We start from the raw sequence: 15,682 nt of genomic DNA, 5'->3' as shown, positions 1-15,682 counted from the left end.
CTGCCTTGACGCCTATGCAGCCGTTGTCTTTACTCGCTTTGACATGAGCAATAACCGAGCACCGGTGACCCGAGGGTCACCGGCTTCCGACTCGCTGAGTCAAAGGGAGTGGCAAAACAATGAACAAGAACAACTCAATCCTGTGCGTGGCTGTGGGCCTTGCTTTCATCCCCTTCGCTCACAGCCAATCTGACGATACTCTCAAAAAGCTTGGCAACTTCCAGACCACCGGGAAAGCCGAGTTCACTGTGATCGATCAGAAGAGTGACAGCGCCGACGCTATTCGCAAGACCCTGCAGAAAATAACACTTCCCGAGGGGTTTGAAATAAGCCTCTACGCACTCGTTCCCGACGCGCGACACATGGCGGTTGGCCCCCAGGGTGTTGTTACCTTTGTCGGAACCCGTAAAACCGAAGTCTGGGCAATGACCGACCGGGATAAAGACCGCGTGGCCGATGAAGTAAAGAATTTCGCACCGTCGCTGGCCAAGTCCGTCCCCAACGGTCCCTGTTTTTCGCCGTCGGGCGTACTCTACATTGCAGAACAAAACCGGGTACTGGCGTATCCGGCCGCGGAGTTCTTCTTTGAGGGGGGCGATGTAGTCGCCTCAGAGGTGATTCCAGGGGGCGAGTTGATCCCTGAGCAGTTCGTCAGTTACAACCATACCGCCCGAGTCTGCGACATTGGCCCGGACGGGAAGCTCTACATCTCGCTCGGGCAACCCTACAATGTTGCGCCGAAAGAACACTTGGACACGTTCAATGAGTGGGGCATTGGCGGGATTATCCGGGTTAATCAGGATGGCAGCGGACGTGAAATCTACACACGTGGTGTCCGCAACTCTGTGGGGCAGGACTTTAACCCTAATACCGGCGAACTGTGGTTTACGGACAATCAGGTCGATGGCATGGGCGACGATATCCCACCTGGAGAAATCAATCGCCAGACCGCCATGGGCCAGCATTTTGGCCATCCCTGGTACGGAGGCGGTGATGTTCGCACCAACGAATACAAAGGCGAGGAAGTGCCGGTAGAGGTGGTGTTCCCAGTCTCTGAGACAACGGCACATGCGGCCAATCTGGGCATGATGTTTTACACCGGAAACATGTTTCCGAAGCAATATCAGGGCGGAATTTTCTCAGCGCAACATGGCTCCTGGAACAGGACCGTTCCGGTCGGAGCACGGGTCATGTTCACGCCGGTGGACGCCGAAGGCAATATTAGTGGCGAAACGATTCCTTTCGCCGAAGGGTGGCTGGATGAAAACGGTGAATACCTCGGCCGGCCGGTTGATGTAGCCCAGTTGAAAGATGGCTCACTGCTGGTCTCGGATGATTTGGCCGGGGCTGTATACAGAATCGCGTACACGGGTTCCGGCTCATGATTCCCAAAACAGGTGGGAATCCTCCGGCTCTCTGGAAAAATCATGCGGCAAGAAAAGCCAGAGCCGCCTATTCAACAATAGCGGTTCTGGCATATTTTCTTGCGATGAGCCCAGTGGCCCAGGGCGCAGACCCTGCCGAGGGGCGGAAACTCGCAGCCCAGTGCAAGACCTGCCACGGCCTGGACGGGATAGCGAAGATCCCAGTCGCACCCAATCTTGCGGGCGAAAGTCAGATTTATATTGAAAAACAACTCAAAGCTTTTCGCAGTGGCAAACGGGAGCACGAGATGATGTCTTTGGTCGCCAAGAACCTGACGAATCAACAGATTTCTGATCTGGCGGCTTGGTACCAATCCATTGAGATCATCGCAAAAATGCCGGAATAATCCTTGAAGCCGGTGCCATCGTCTCAGGACTTGTCATCAGCCTTCCAGCCATCATCCTTTAGCACTGAGCCCACCGTGAGCATCGGTGCAGCATCGATATCGTCGGCGTCCATCATATTGGCCACCCGCTGCAACGAAGCCAGAATCATGGTCTGCTCCCACTCCGCCAGGCTCTGGAACTTCCGTGTGAAGTCTTCCTGAAGCGGGTTCGGTGCCCGCGAGAGAATTTCCGCACCCTCACTCGTCAGATGCGCATGAACCTTGCGTTTGTCCTGGGTGCTGCGAACACGGTAAACCAGCTTACGATGCTCCAGCCGATCAAGAATCGTGGTCACGGTTGCCTGGCTCAGGCTCACCTTGTCGGCAATGGTTCCGATAGTCACCTCACCCAGATCGCGGATGCTGCGCATAATCAGCAATTGCGGCCCCGTCAGGCCTGCATGCTTGCTCAGACGTTTGGAATGCAGGTCAGTTGCTCGAATCACCCGGCGCAACGCCACCAAAACCTCTTCATAATTGTTCAACGCACCACTCCGCTTCGTTTTGCCGAATTATTTATAACACTAAGTATTAGAGGTCTTTGCTCCTGATTTTGCAAGCAGTACTGCCCACACCCATCGGCGCGTATTGCACTGACCTGCCGGTCCTTTTACGAATTTTCGCATTTTTCCGCCAACCACTATGCTAAGGTCACCCTCTTGTTCAATTTCCGCAAAAACGGACACGGCCCAATGAACACCCGAACACCTAACCCCCTCCTGCACAGCCCTTCCTGGAAGCGTCTGACAACCTTCTTCGCTTCAGGCCTGATCGCACTGTTATTCAGTTCCTTCACCATGGCCCAGGAGCCGGGTGAGAACCTTAGCGCCGAGGACGTGCAGCAACGAATCGACACTGCGGAAGAACCCATGTATACACCGTTTGTCGAGCTGTACTTGCTGGAGGAAACCAAAGCACTGCGCAAGGAAATGATGAACACCCGCGCCGAGCTGATCGAGAAGGTTGTGGACAAGGAACTCTCGGTGGCTGACAAAACCATGTCTTACGCCACCGACACCGTTACCTACTTCTTCTACCTGATTGCTGGCGCCACCTCCATTCTCGTAGTCATTGGCTGGAATTCGATTCGCGACATGCGAAACCAGCTCACCAGCCTTGCCGAGAAGCGGGTCAACGAACTGGTCGTTGAATATGAAAAGCGGCTGGAATTCATCGAAGACCAGTTGAAGCAGAAATCCGACATCATTCATCAGAACCAGGCCGAGATCGAACGCACCAACGAAGTGCACTCCCTTTGGCTGAAGGCCAGTCAGGAAACCTCTCAACAGAACAAGATTTCTGCCTACGATACGATTCTGGATCTTCGGCCTGACGACGTGGAGGCACTGAGTTACAAGGCCGATGCGGTGCTGGAAATGCAGGAGCCACTGTGGGCGATCAGCCTTTGCCAGCGCGCCCTGAAACTGGCTCCTGAAAACGGTCATGCACACTACCAGTTGGCCTGCGCCTATGCCGAAATCGGTCGCTGGGACGATGCTGTGACGACGCTGCAAAAGGCGATTAATATCTCTGAGGCGTATAAGGACGACGCCTCCGTCGACCCTAGTTTCGAACAGTTAAGGGATCACGACAGTTTCCGGAAACTGATTTTTACCGACGACGGGGACCAGCCTGACGCCTGATGCGGCAGGCCGGCATGCTCTTTGCTCTTCTAATGTCGGAAAAACAATCGTCGACGTTCCGGCACATTCACTGACGCTGCCCGCTTGACAAGGTGGCAGGTGTGGTGTTTGTTTACATCGCTGAGAACATAAGAAAAACCCTGACACAAAACAGGACAGACCCAATGAGAACACCAGTCAAGAAACTCGTATCCGCTGTAGCAACCTCCATTGCCGTGATGGGCGCCGGCCAAGCGGCCGCCGAAATCAAAATCGGTATCGCAGGGCCCATGACCGGCCCTGTCGCCCAGTACGGTGATATGCAATTCTCCGGTGCCCGCATGGCGATCGAACAGATCAATGCCAATGGCGGCGTCATGGGAGAAAAACTCGTCGGTGTTGAACAGGACGACGTTTGTGACCCCAAGCAGGCCGTGACCGTTGCCAACAACATGGTGAACGAAGGCGTACGTTTCGTGGTTGGGCACCTGTGCTCCAGCTCCACTCAGCCGGCGTCCGACATCTACGAGGATGAAGGCATCCTGATGGTGACGCCGGCATCCACCAGCCCGGATATTACCGAGCGTGGTTATGAGCTGGTTTTCCGTACCATCGGCCTGGACAGCATGCAGGGCCCGGTCGCCGCCAACTACCTGATCAGCCAGAAGCCGGAACGCGTTGCCGTTATTCACGACAAGCAGCAGTACGGTGAAGGCATCGCAACGGCTGTTCGTGACACCCTCGAAGAAGGCGGTGTTGAAGTGGCCATGTTCGAAGGTATTACCGCCGGCGCCAAGGACTTCTCGTCACTGGTCACCAAGCTCCGGCAGGCCGACGTGGACTACGTCTACTATGGCGGCTACCACCCTGAACTGGGCCTGATTCTGCGCCAGGCTCGCCAGGCTGATCTGGACGCCACCTTCATGGGCCCGGAAGGCGTCGGTAACAAGGACATCAACACTATCGCCGGCGATGCAGCCGAAGGCCTGCTGGTCACCTTGCCACCGAGCTTCGACGAGAAAGACGAAAACCAGGAACTGGTCCAGGCCTTTGAAGAAAAAGGTGAAGATCCGTCCGGTCCTTTCGTACTGACGTCCTACACCGCCGTACAGCTGATTGCCGATGGCATTGAAGCCGCCGAATCAACGGATCCGTTCGATGTTGCCGAAGCGCTGCGCGCAGGCACATTCCAGACGCCCATCGGTACCGTTGAGTACGACGGCAAGGGCGATATGGAATCGTTTGAGTTTGTTGTCTACGAATGGCATTCAGATGGCAGCAAAACTCCGGTAAACTAAGCCGCAATCGTTAACAAACGGTAATTATGAGAACACCTTCTCACCGCGATCCGGGAGAAGGTGTTTTTCTAGGCCCCTGATGATCCTGTATCCAGTACGCCCGGCACCCCGGGCCGAGCCTGCATGCAGTGGAAGGGGCAGGCTATCGGAGTCCCACACAGATGCAAGACCTCCTGTATTTTATCCAGCAGCTCATTAACGGGCTGACGATCGGGAGCACCTACGCCCTGATCGCCATCGGTTACACGATGGTTTATGGCATCATTGGCATGATCAACTTTGCCCATGGTGAAATTTATATGATCGGTGCCTACACGGCGCTTATCGCCATTACCGGCCTCGCCGCACTGGGCATCGCCTGGTTGCCGCTGATACTGATCGTGGCGCTGGTCTGCGCGATGATTGTATCCAGTTCCATGGGCTGGGCGGTGGAACGGGTGGCCTACCGCCCTGTGCGAGGAAAGCATCGCCTGATTCCGCTGATCTCTGCCATTGGCATGTCCATCTTCCTCCAGAACTACGTTCACCTCGCCCAGGGGTCGCGCAACATCGGCTTCCCTGCGCTGATTGAGGGCGGCTTTCGTTTTGGTGCCGAAGACTCATTCCAGACCTCAATTACCTACATGCAGATCACCATTTTCGCGACCACATTGGTTTGCATGACGATTCTCTCCCTGTTTATTTCCCGCTCCCGCATCGGCCGCGCCTGTCGCGCCGTTTCCCAGGATCTGGGCATGGCCAATCTGCTGGGCATCGACACCAACCGCATCATTTCAGCAACGTTTGTGATCGGTGCCGCGCTGGCAGCCGTCGCGGGCCTGCTTCTGGGTATGTACTACGGCTCCATCGATCCGCTGTTTGGATTCATTGCAGGGCTGAAGGCGTTTACGGCCGCCGTCCTGGGGGGTATTGGAAGTATTCCCGGCGCCATGCTGGGCGGGCTTATTCTCGGCGTCGCCGAAAGCATGACCTCCGGTTACCTCAGCGGCGAATACAAGGACGTTGTGTCCTTTGGACTGCTGATCCTGATCCTGCTGTTCAAACCCACCGGCCTGCTCGGCAAACCGGAGGTTGAAAAGATCTGATGGCTGCTCATAACCTGAAACACGCGCTGTTTTGCGCCATTGTCACCCTGATCATTTCGTACCCCATTCTGGGATTTAACCTGGCCAGTGAAGGCACTACGGTTACCCTTGAAGGGGCCAAGACCTCGACCATCGTCGGTGTGCTGCTGGCAGCGGTTGCCGTCTTCCTGTTCCAGTTGTTCCGGGACAACCTGATGGGGTCGCTGCGGCAACTGCCCGCGGTAAACCCGCTGGCCAACCGCAAGCCCATGGAACAGAGCAAGCGGCTGAAACTGGAATCGACCCTGCTCACATTGATGATCATAGGCGCTCTCGTCTGGCCATTTATCGCCTCTCGCGGCGCGGTGGATCTGTCCACCCTGGTACTGATCTACGTCATGCTGGCCCTGGGCCTGAATGTGGTTGTCGGCCTGGCCGGCCTGCTGGATCTGGGCTACGTCGCTTTCTACGCTGTAGGGGCATACACCTTTGCCCTGCTGTCGCAGTACTACGGCGTTTCATTCTGGTTCGCCCTACCGATCGGTGCCCTGCTAGCAGCCCTGTTCGGGTTGGTCCTCGGCTTTCCGGTATTGCGACTGCGCGGGGATTACCTGGCCATCGTCACACTCGGGTTTGGGGAAATCATCCGCATCCTGCTGAACAACATGACCAATCTGACGGGCGGGCCAAACGGTATTGGCGGCATTCCCGACCCTACCCTGTTCGGCATGGAGTTCGGTCGCCGGGTCAAGGAGGAAGGCAACACGTCATTCCATGAAACCTTCGGCATTGCCTACAGCGGTGAGCATAAGGTGATTTTCCTGTACCTGATCGCTCTGGTACTGGCCGTCATTACCGCTATCGCTATCCGCCGCCTGATGCGCATGCCGGTAGGCCGTGCCTGGGAAGCCCTGCGAGAAGATGAGATTGCGGCTAAATCCCTGGGGTTGAACCGGACTGCGGTCAAGCTTTCCGCCTTTACCATCGGCGCTTTCTTCGCCGGCTTTGCTGGTACGGTGTTCGCCTCCAAGCAGGGCTTTATCAGCCCGGAATCCTTTGTGTTCCTGGAATCGGCCATCATTCTGGCGATTGTGGTACTGGGTGGCATGGGCTCCCAGATGGGGGTTATTCTCGCCGCAATAGCGGTCACTATACTGCCGGAACTGGCGCGGGAGTTCTCCGAGTACCGGATGCTGATCTTCGGCGCGGCCATGGTGTTGATGATGGTCTGGCGCCCGCAAGGCCTGCTGCCCATGCGACGCATCCACATTGAACTGAAAAAGCAGGAGTGACGGATAATGCTTGAAGTACAGAATCTGTCGATGCGCTTTGGCGGGCTCCTGGCGGTGGATCAGGTGTCGCTGGACGTACGGGAACATGAGATTGTGGCGATCATCGGCCCCAACGGAGCCGGCAAAACCACGGTGTTTAACTGCATGAGCGGTTTCTACAAACCTACTGGTGGCAAGATCCTGTTCAAGGGAGGCGAAATCCAGGGGAAGCCAGACTATAAGATTTCCCGTCTTGGCTTGGTCAGAACCTTTCAGCACGTGCGGCTGTTCAGCCGTATGACGGTGGTGGAAAACCTGCTGGTGGCCCAGCACCGCCACCTCAACACCAACCTGCTCTCCGGCATACTGAATACGCCCAACTATCGGGAGAAAGAACAAAAGTCGCTGGACCGGGCCGCCTACTGGCTGGACCGGGTGGGGCTGACGGACATGGCGAACCGGGAAGCTGGCAATCTGGCCTATGGCCAACAGCGCCGTCTTGAGATAGCTCGCTGCATGGTGACCGAGCCCGAACTGCTGATGCTGGATGAACCCGCTGCCGGCCTGAACCCGGCCGAAACCAAAGACCTGAATCAGTTGATTATCAGCCTTAAGGAAGACTACAACGTCTCTGTGGTGCTGATTGAGCACGACATGAGTCTGGTGATGGATATCTCCGACCGCATTAATGTGATCAACCAGGGGCGCCCCCTGGCCAGCGGCACACCGGATGAGATTCGCCGCAACGATGATGTCATCAAAGCCTATCTGGGTGAGGCCTGAGGAATAACCATGCTTGTACTAGAAGACGTCCATACCCATTACGGCAAGATCGAGGCACTTCACGGGGTTTCTGTTGAAGTAAAGAAAGGTGAGATCGTGTCGCTGATCGGTGCCAATGGCGCCGGTAAGACCACCCTGCTGATGACCGTCTGCGGGAATCCCCAGGCCACCTCTGGCCGAGTGATCCTTCAGGGGCGGGACATCACCCGTGATCTCACGTCCAACATCATGCGCTCGGGCATTGCCATTGTGCCGGAAGGCCGGCGCGTGTTTTCCGGCCTGACGGTTGAAGAGAACCTCCACATGGGCGGTTTTTTCAACACCAAATCGGAAATCCGCAAAAGCCAGGACCACGTCTACGAACTGTTTCCGCGCCTGAAGGAACGGGAACATCAGCGGGCCGGCACCATGTCAGGTGGCGAACAGCAGATGCTGGCCATCGGGCGGGCGCTGATGAGCAAACCGAATATGATCATCCTGGACGAGCCCTCGCTTGGGCTCGCACCGCTGGTGATCAAACAGATCTTCGAGATCATCGGGAAGCTGCGAGAAGAAGGTATTACTGTGTTCCTGGTGGAACAGAATGCGCATCAGGCACTGAACCTGGCGGATCGAGGCTACGTGCTGGAAACCGGACGCATCCGCCTGCACGATACCGGAAAAAACCTGCTGGCCAACCCGGACGTTCAGAATGCCTATCTCGGTGGTTGATGGTATAGCCATCCACCGATAGAACGGCGTACCTAAACGCAAAAAAGCCGGAACATGGTGTCATGTTCCGGCTTTTTTGTAACACCTGGCATCAAGCAATCACTTACTTAACGCTCTTGATGGTGCCCTTGTAACCTTCAACGGATACGTTGATGGTTCCGAATACCACGTAATCGTCCTTCTGGACGGTGTAACGTGGAGCGACAATCACGTCAGCACCGGATTCCTGAATGGCGTTGTAGGCAGCCGCTGCCTTAACAGCTTCAACCGGATTCGGCAGCGCGAAAGGCAATGCACTGCCACCGTTACCGCCGGCAGAGTAGGCAACGCCGTCAGCGTATTCCGTTTCAGCACCCAGGGTAAAGAACAGAACCTTGGTTGCCGAGGATTGACCAGTGATTTTCTCGCCTACTTCGATGTCGGCCTTGACGTCGGTAGCGACGGAGCCGGACAGCGGCAGGGAAGGAGCACTGGTGTTCAGTGAGGAACAGCCAGTCAGTGCGCCGGCAAGAATCAGTGATGATGCGACAAGAACTTTTTTCAAAACTCAATCTCCATGTGTTGTGTACAAGCCTTCATGGCCGCGCGCACTATACCCAAACCAATCATATATAACAAGATTGCGGAAAAAGAACATTTTTTAGCTCATTTAGAAATATGAACACGTGATCACACTTTGGATTTATGGGCCAAATCAATCACTCAGCGCTTTTGTAATTTGCCTTCCTGAGATTTCAACTATACTCAGAGTCAACGGTCGACCTGTCTCCACGGGAAATCAGTCAGGGCCGTTAGCGCGCCGGTCCCGGGACTCTTTCAGGTGGGTATGGCGCGTTTGCGACGACAGCTAAACCAAACAAGGAGTGGATAATGAAAAAACTCATCGCAGGTGCACTGCTCATGGGTGCTTCTACCCTGGCCTTCGCTCAGCCTGGTTGCGGCGTAGGCGCAATGATCTGGAAAGGACAGTCAGGCATCGCCCCCCATGTTCTGGCGGCAACCACCAACGGTACTTTCGGTAACCAGACGTTTGGTATGACCACCGGCACCCTGGGTTGTCAGACCAACCAGTCTGTGCAATCCATGGCCATGTACATGGACAGCAACATCGATAAGGTTGCCCGCGACATGTCCCGTGGCTCCGGCGAAAACCTGGACACCCTGGCCGTGCTGCTGGGTGTGGACGAAACGGATCGCGACTCTTTCCGCAAAGTTCTGCAGGACAACTTCGCCACCATTTTCCCATCGTCCGACACCACCTCTGGCGAGGCTGTCGATGCCATCGTAGCCCTGCTGGAGCAGAACGATACGCTGAGCAAGTACGTAGCCGCCTGATCCTCGGGCTCGAAGAAAACGGAGTTTGCGCGCCAGGGAAGGCGCAATGATTCCATTGCCACCCACCTGTCGCCTAACCCGGAATTGACTGACCATCCATGCGCACTTCGCTTCGGTTCGCGCTGGCCTTTGTCTGGCTGGCATCCTGTTTCAACGCATTCGCCACATCGCTCCCCAACACCGGAAACCTGCATCTGAATCCTGCGTGGTTGACCCTGCTCCATTACCAACCCGACCGCTTTGGCGACGGCTACACTGGCCAGGCGGACGACGATGCCTTCTACCTCAGCGACAACGGCAAAACCTCACCAAAGGCGGAATTGGAAGCCACTGTCACGGCCATCACCCAACCCGGAGGCGGAAATGAGCACGCGCGCTGCCGCTTCCCGGCACGGGACCGCTGGCTGAGGGCGCAACTGGACCTGCCGGAGCACCCCGTAAACTGCCCCGCTTTCGAGGACTGGACCGACGAGCTGAATACCGAAACCGTGACCCTGGTGTTTGCCGCGTCGTATCTGAACAGCCCGTCGTCCATGTTTGGCCACACGTTTCTACGCCTGGACCCGCCCCAGGAAGACGAGGAAACCAACCTGATCCTGGCCAACACCATCTCCTACGCCGCTGATGCAGCCGCCCACGACAGTGAAATCCTGTTTGCCTACAAGGGTATTTTTGGTGGCTACCCGGGCATTACCTCGATCCAGCCCTATTACGAAAAAATCCGCCTCTATTCCGACATTGAGCACCGGGACCTGTGGGAGTACACGCTTAATCTCACCCAGTCGGAAGTGGACATGATGCTGGCTCACACCTGGGAGATTCGCGATCGCAACTTCGATTACTACTTTTTTGACGAGAACTGCGCCTACCGCCTGCTGGCCCTGATCGACGTCGCCCGACCCGGCACCGACCTGCTGGGGGAAGTTGGCACCCATGCCATTCCCTCGGACACGGTGCGATGGGCTGTCGACAAGGGGCTTGTCGACTCCGTCTACTACCGCCCCTCAGCAGCCACCAACGTCAGCCACCGCATCGACGCCCTGCCGGACGATCATCAGACACTCGCCGCCGCCATCGCCAACGGGTATGTGGATGCCGATGCGCCCGAGGTACAAGCGTTAAGCGATGAGCCGCGTGCGAGGGTGCTGGACGCCACCTACGACTATGTTCGCTACCAAAGCGAAGCCGAGGGCTGGCCCAGGGAACACGCAGCCCCACTCTCCCATGACCTGCTAAGGGAACGCAGCGAGATCCGCGGGGTCGCAATACAGGACGGCCCCCCTGAGCCTGCCATCCGCGACGACCAGGGCCATGACACCTTTCGCGCCAGCGTCAGCGGCGGGCGCATGGGTGACCGCAACTTTAGCGAACTCACGTTACGCCCCGCCTACCACGATGTACTTGACCCTCCCGCAGGCTACCGTGGCGGAGCACAACTCCAATTCCTGCGCCTGGACGCCCGCCTTTACACGGACAACGACGAAGTACAGGTTGAACAACTGACCGGCGTGGAAATCCGCTCCCTCTCGCCGCGCAACCAGTTCTTCTCGCCATTATCCTGGCAAGTCGGCTTCGGCGGCCGCCGCACGGACACCGAAACCAAACGCGTATTCACCCCCTACCTCGAGGGCGGTGCCGGTGGAAGCTGGCGACTGACAACCGGCACCCAGGCCTTTGCCATGGCCACCGCCGACCTGGAAATCGACGACGACCTGCGCCGCGGTTACGACGCTGCCCCCGGCGCCGATCTGGGCATACTCCACCAAAACAACCAGTTCAGCCTTCTGGGTGGCGTGAAAACCAAGGCCTGGATCGTCAGCAACCAACACCGCCAGGACCAAGCCTACCTGGAAGGCAACTGGCACCTCGGACGGGACTTCAGCCTGTTCGGAAAATTCAGCCGTGAAGACCACTACGACAGGTACCGCAGCACATGGCAACTCGGACTCCACGCCTACTTCTGACAACTCTGAGAACACTGGCCGGCCTCACCGCCGCGTTTACCCTGCTGTTGCAGACCGGCTGCAGCAGCGTGTTCTTCTATCCGGACCAGGTCACCTACATCACCCCGGACCGACTGAACCTGGACTACGAAGACGTGTTCGTGGAAACCCCCGACGGAGAAACCCTCCACGGCTGGTGGCTCCCCGCCAGCTCCGAACCGAAAGGGACTGTTTACTTCCTTCACGGCAACGCCCAGAACATCAGCAGCCACATCATGAACGTCGCCTGGCTGCCTGAGAGGCACTACAACGTCTTCCTGATCGACTACCGGGGATACGGCCGCTCCACCGGCGCACCGGACATAGAAGGCACCCTGCACGACGCAGAGACCGGTCTTCGGTGGCTGGTTGGACAACAGGACGTCGAAAACCGCCCCCTGTTCCTACTTGGCCAGAGCCTCGGCGGCGCACTGGGAACCGCCCTTGCGAGCGAATGGGTTCAACGCAATGAACAACCACCTCTTGATGGCGTCATCCTCGACGGCACCTTCTCCGGCTTCCGCGCCATCGCCCGCGAAAAACTCGGCGACTTCTGGCTAACCTGGCCACTGCAGGTTCCATTGAGCTGGACGATCACTGACGAATACGAAGCTCACGAACGCATCGGTGATATCAGCCCGGTTCCAGTGATGGTGATTCACAGTGTTCGGGACGGAATCATCCCGTTTCATCATGGGGAGCGATTGTATGAAGCGGCGGCGGAACCAAAATCGTTTTTGCAAACGGATACGTCCCACGCCTCAACATTTGTGATTCCGGGGTATCAGGAGGAAGTTCTGGAATTCATGGAAGGCGAGTAAACAGCCTGGGCGTCCGTCGCAGACAGGCTTGCAAAACCGTGGAGCGCCAGGGATGGCGCGACCGAGCCCTACAGGGACGTATTTACGTGGCGTGTTTTGAAAGCCTGTCTGCGACGGACGCTTCACAAGAGTTGAAGGCCTGAAAATAAAAAACCCGCCAAACTCCGAAGAGCGGCGGGTTTTCGTCAAAGGCAGAGCTTACAGCGCAGACAGATCCGTCGGCTGCTCCCCTTCCTTCACTTCCTTCATGGACAGCTTCACGCGCCCACGGTTGTCCACATCCAGAACCTTGACCAGAACTTCCTGACCTTCGCTCAGCTCGTCAGTCACGTTCTCGATACGACGCTCGGAGATCTGGGAAATGTGCACCAGACCATCCTTGCCGGGCAGGATGTTAACAAAGGCACCAAAGTCCACAATGCGCTCAACGCGACCGCTGTAGATAGCGCCAACTTCGATTTCCGCAGTGATTTCCATCACCCGCTTCATCGCAGCATTGGCCGCATCCTGATTGTCGGCATAGATCTTCACATTGCCATCATCGTCCAGATCGATGGACGCACCGGTCTCGTCACAGATGGAGCGGATAGTAGAACCGCCCTTGCCGATAACGTCGCGGATCTTCTCCGGGTTGATCTTGATGGTGGTGATGCTTGGCGCGCGACTGGAAAGCTCTTTGCGCGGCGCAGAGATAACCTTGGCCATCTCACCCAGGATGTGCAGACGTGCAGCGTTGGCCTGGTCCAGGGCAATTTCCATGATCTCGTCAGTTATGCCTTGAATCTTGATGTCCATCTGCAGCGCAGTGATACCTTCAGAGGTACCCGCGACTTTGAAGTCCATATCGCCGAGGTGATCCTCGTCACCCAGGATGTCGGTCAGAACCGCGAACTGTTCGCCTTCCTTGACCAGACCCATGGCGATACCAGCCACCGGCGCCTTGATGGGCACACCCGCATCCATCAGCGCCAGGCTGGAACCACAGACAGACGCCATGGAGCTGGAACCGTTGGATTCGGTGATTTCAGACACCGCACGGATGGTGTACGGGAACTCTTCCATGGTGGGCATAACCGCTGCCACACCACGCTTGGCCAAACGGCCGTGGCCAACTTCACGACGGCCCGGTGTACCCACACGGCCAGCTTCGCCAACGGAGTACGGAGGGAAGTTGTAGTGGAACAGGAACGGGTCTTTACGCTCACCTTCCAGGGCATCGATGATCTGCATATCACGCGCAGTACCGAGCGTGGTGGTCACGATGGCCTGGGTTTCGCCACGGGTAAACAGGGCGGAACCGTGGGTGCTCGGCAGAACGCCAACTTCCACTTCAATGGGGCGAACGGTCTTGTTGTCACGGCCATCGATACGCGGCTTGCCGTCGATAACCTGCTGACGAACGATCGTCTTCTCAACCTTCGCGAAGTACTTCTTCACTTCGTCTTCCGCCGGCTGACCTTCTTCTTCTCCGGCCAGTTTTTCAACGGCCGCGGACTTGATCTCGCTCAGGCGGGCATAGCGTTCCATCTTGTCACGGATACCATAGGCCTGCTCGATGTCGGCAGCAAAGTCAGCTTTTACGGCGTTCAGAAGCTCGGTGTTCTCCGCCTCTGGCAGCCATTCCCAACGCGGCTTGCCAACTTCAGCGGCAAATTCCTTGATCGCGGTAACCGCTGTCTGCATTTCCTGATGCCCGAAGAGCACGGCGCCCAGCATCTGGTCTTCTGTCAGGCCCTTGGCTTCGGATTCAACCATCAGAACCGCGTCTTCAGTACCCGCAACCACCATGTCCAGCAGGGAGGTTTCCAGCTCTTCGAAGGTCGGGTTCAGGAAGTAGCCACGCTCGTTGGTGTATGCGACGCGGGATGCACCGATAGGACCATCGAACGGGATACCGGAGATCGACAGGGCGGCGGAAGCGGCGAGCATGGCCGCAATATCCGGATCCTGGTTCTTGCTGGACGACATCACCGTAGTGATGACCTGGGTTTCGTTCATGAATCCCTTGGGAAACAGCGGACGAATCGGACGGTCAATCAGACGGGAGGTCAGGGTTTCTTTCTCGGACGGACGGCCTTCACGCTTAAAGAAACCACCCGGGATCTTGCCCACAGCGTAGGTTTTCTCGAAGTAGTTGACGGTCAGCGGGAAAAACGGCTGGCCCGGCTTGGCTTCCTTGGCCGCTACCACGGTACCCAGTACCGAAATGTCGTCTACGGTAACCAGCACAGAGCCAGTGGCCTGACGGGCGATACGACCGGTTTCGATGGTGACGGTCTTGCCGCCGAGTTCGAACGATTTTTTAACGGGATTAAGATCCACGGTAACTCCTGAATTCATCATTTCAATTGGTTGACCCGGACAACTCGCCCCTGCGAATTATCCGCTATAACTGCAACACCGTCTGAAGTGATGAACTGAAGGGTAGCCCGTCTGAAAGCTAACAGGCTGTTGCAAAACCCCGGGGCAGAAACCACTTTGCTAAACCGGGCTTTTCAACAACCTGCTATCAATTTCAGCTTTCCGTTACGACAGGGAGTTCCTTCAGGGTTCACAGACAGACACGATGCAGGAGAGAGGCACAACCAGCGGGGCTATCAGAGCCCCGCCGGCCGTTAAGTACAACCGGATTAGCGGCGCAGGCTCAGACGCTGGATCAGGTCCAGGTAGCGGTCTGCGTTCTTACGCTTGAGGTAATCCAGCAGCTTACGACGCTGGTTAACCATCCGGATCAGACCACGGCGGGAATGGTGATCCTGCTTGTTGGTCTTGAAGTGATCCTGCAGCTTGTTGATGTTGTGGCTCAACAGTGCAACCTGAACTTCAGGTGAACCGGTATCGCCATCACCCTGCTGAAAATCCTTAACGATCTGTGCTTTCTCGTCGGCAGAAAGTGCCATAAAACTCACCTCATTGTCGCGATGCTATCGAATTCGGCCGAACCACGCATCTCTACAGCCCGGCTAATCAGCTGCACCCCGTTCT

General features: G+C 56.8%; 15 protein-coding genes. 11 read left to right on the top strand and 4 right to left on the bottom strand.

Features of this window, described 5'->3' with window-relative positions; translation table 11 throughout:
- The first annotated feature begins 119 nt into the window (after nt 1–119).
- Nucleotides 120–1,385 (top strand): PQQ-dependent sugar dehydrogenase, encoded by a 1,266-nt coding sequence (locus ACTRWH_RS07915; RefSeq protein ID WP_462826225.1) that lies wholly within the window; start codon nt 120–122, stop codon nt 1,383–1,385.
- On the top strand, nt 1,382–1,771 hold the full coding sequence (locus tag ACTRWH_RS07910) for a c-type cytochrome (RefSeq protein ID WP_462826224.1): 390 nt from the start codon (nt 1,382–1,384) through the stop codon (nt 1,769–1,771). The genes ACTRWH_RS07915 and ACTRWH_RS07910 overlap by 4 nt, the downstream gene beginning before the upstream one ends.
- 23 nt (nt 1,772–1,794) lie before the next feature.
- On the opposite strand, the gene ACTRWH_RS07905 is transcribed toward ACTRWH_RS07910, so the two are convergent.
- Nucleotides 1,795–2,295 carry a MarR family winged helix-turn-helix transcriptional regulator gene (locus tag ACTRWH_RS07905; protein ID WP_007153086.1) on the bottom strand — a complete coding sequence of 167 codons (501 nt, stop codon included), beginning with the start codon at nt 2,293–2,295 and terminating at the stop codon, nt 1,795–1,797.
- Nucleotides 2,296–2,607: 312 nt separating this feature from the next.
- Between ACTRWH_RS07905 and ACTRWH_RS07900 the strand changes: the two genes are divergently transcribed.
- The 6 genes from ACTRWH_RS07900 to ACTRWH_RS07875 all read left to right on the top strand — a co-directional run bounded on the left by ACTRWH_RS07900 (nt 2,608) and on the right by ACTRWH_RS07875 (nt 8,559).
- The gene (locus ACTRWH_RS07900; protein WP_462826249.1) at nt 2,608–3,453 is read left to right on the top strand and encodes a TPR end-of-group domain-containing protein; all 846 of its coding nucleotides are present in this window, start codon (nt 2,608–2,610) and stop codon (nt 3,451–3,453) included.
- A 164-nt stretch (nt 3,454–3,617) separates the two neighbouring features.
- Complete coding sequence (locus ACTRWH_RS07895; protein WP_462826223.1) at nt 3,618–4,730, top strand: high-affinity branched-chain amino acid ABC transporter substrate-binding protein; 1,113 nt, start codon at nt 3,618–3,620, stop codon at nt 4,728–4,730.
- A gap of 161 nt (nt 4,731–4,891) precedes the next feature.
- Nucleotides 4,892–5,815 (top strand): high-affinity branched-chain amino acid ABC transporter permease LivH, encoded by a 924-nt coding sequence (gene livH / locus ACTRWH_RS07890; protein ID WP_007153089.1) that lies wholly within the window; start codon nt 4,892–4,894, stop codon nt 5,813–5,815.
- Complete coding sequence (locus ACTRWH_RS07885; RefSeq protein WP_462826222.1) at nt 5,815–7,086, top strand: high-affinity branched-chain amino acid ABC transporter permease LivM; 1,272 nt, start codon at nt 5,815–5,817, stop codon at nt 7,084–7,086. Before livH ends, ACTRWH_RS07885 begins: the two co-directional genes overlap by 1 nt.
- A 6-nt stretch (nt 7,087–7,092) precedes the next feature.
- Nucleotides 7,093–7,848, top strand: coding sequence for a high-affinity branched-chain amino acid ABC transporter ATP-binding protein LivG (gene livG / locus ACTRWH_RS07880; RefSeq protein ID WP_300496508.1), 756 nt, complete (start codon nt 7,093–7,095; stop codon nt 7,846–7,848).
- Nucleotides 7,849–7,857: 9 nt separating this feature from the next.
- The gene (locus ACTRWH_RS07875) at nt 7,858–8,559 is read left to right on the top strand and encodes an ABC transporter ATP-binding protein (RefSeq protein WP_007153092.1); all 702 of its coding nucleotides are present in this window, start codon (nt 7,858–7,860) and stop codon (nt 8,557–8,559) included.
- A gap of 103 nt (nt 8,560–8,662) precedes the next feature.
- On the opposite strand, the gene ACTRWH_RS07870 is transcribed toward ACTRWH_RS07875, so the two are convergent.
- Entirely contained in the window at nt 8,663–9,103 is a 441-nt protein-coding gene (locus ACTRWH_RS07870) for a hypothetical protein (RefSeq protein ID WP_300496504.1), read from the bottom strand.
- Nucleotides 9,104–9,429: 326 nt separating this feature from the next.
- Here ACTRWH_RS07870 and ACTRWH_RS07865 point away from each other — a divergent pair, with 326 nt between their 5' ends.
- The 3 genes from ACTRWH_RS07865 (at nt 9,430) to ACTRWH_RS07855 (ending at nt 12,697) form a co-directional block, all read left to right on the top strand.
- Complete coding sequence (locus tag ACTRWH_RS07865) at nt 9,430–9,894, top strand: DUF3015 domain-containing protein (protein WP_300496501.1); 465 nt, start codon at nt 9,430–9,432, stop codon at nt 9,892–9,894.
- A 98-nt stretch (nt 9,895–9,992) separates the two neighbouring features.
- Nucleotides 9,993–11,858 (top strand): DUF7840 domain-containing protein, encoded by a 1,866-nt coding sequence (locus ACTRWH_RS07860; protein WP_462826221.1) that lies wholly within the window; start codon nt 9,993–9,995, stop codon nt 11,856–11,858.
- On the top strand, nt 11,828–12,697 hold the full coding sequence (locus ACTRWH_RS07855; RefSeq protein ID WP_462826220.1) for an alpha/beta fold hydrolase: 870 nt from the start codon (nt 11,828–11,830) through the stop codon (nt 12,695–12,697). Before ACTRWH_RS07860 ends, ACTRWH_RS07855 begins: the two co-directional genes overlap by 31 nt.
- Before the next feature lie 198 nt (nt 12,698–12,895).
- Here the strand turns inward: ACTRWH_RS07855 and pnp are convergent, their stop codons facing one another.
- Nucleotides 12,896–15,019 carry a polyribonucleotide nucleotidyltransferase gene (pnp, locus tag ACTRWH_RS07850; protein WP_421911375.1) on the bottom strand — a complete coding sequence of 708 codons (2,124 nt, stop codon included), beginning with the start codon at nt 15,017–15,019 and terminating at the stop codon, nt 12,896–12,898.
- Between the two features lie 308 nt (nt 15,020–15,327).
- Nucleotides 15,328–15,597, bottom strand: a complete 270-nt coding sequence (gene rpsO / locus ACTRWH_RS07845) for a 30S ribosomal protein S15 (protein WP_007153099.1) — start codon at nt 15,595–15,597, stop codon at nt 15,328–15,330.
- Between the last annotated feature and the right edge of the window lie 85 nt (nt 15,598–15,682).

This window comes from Marinobacter sp. G5_S1_61_S3, assembly GCF_054968585.1.
Note: the sequence above shows the minus strand (reverse complement) of the source record. Positions and strands in the feature narration are given on the sequence as shown.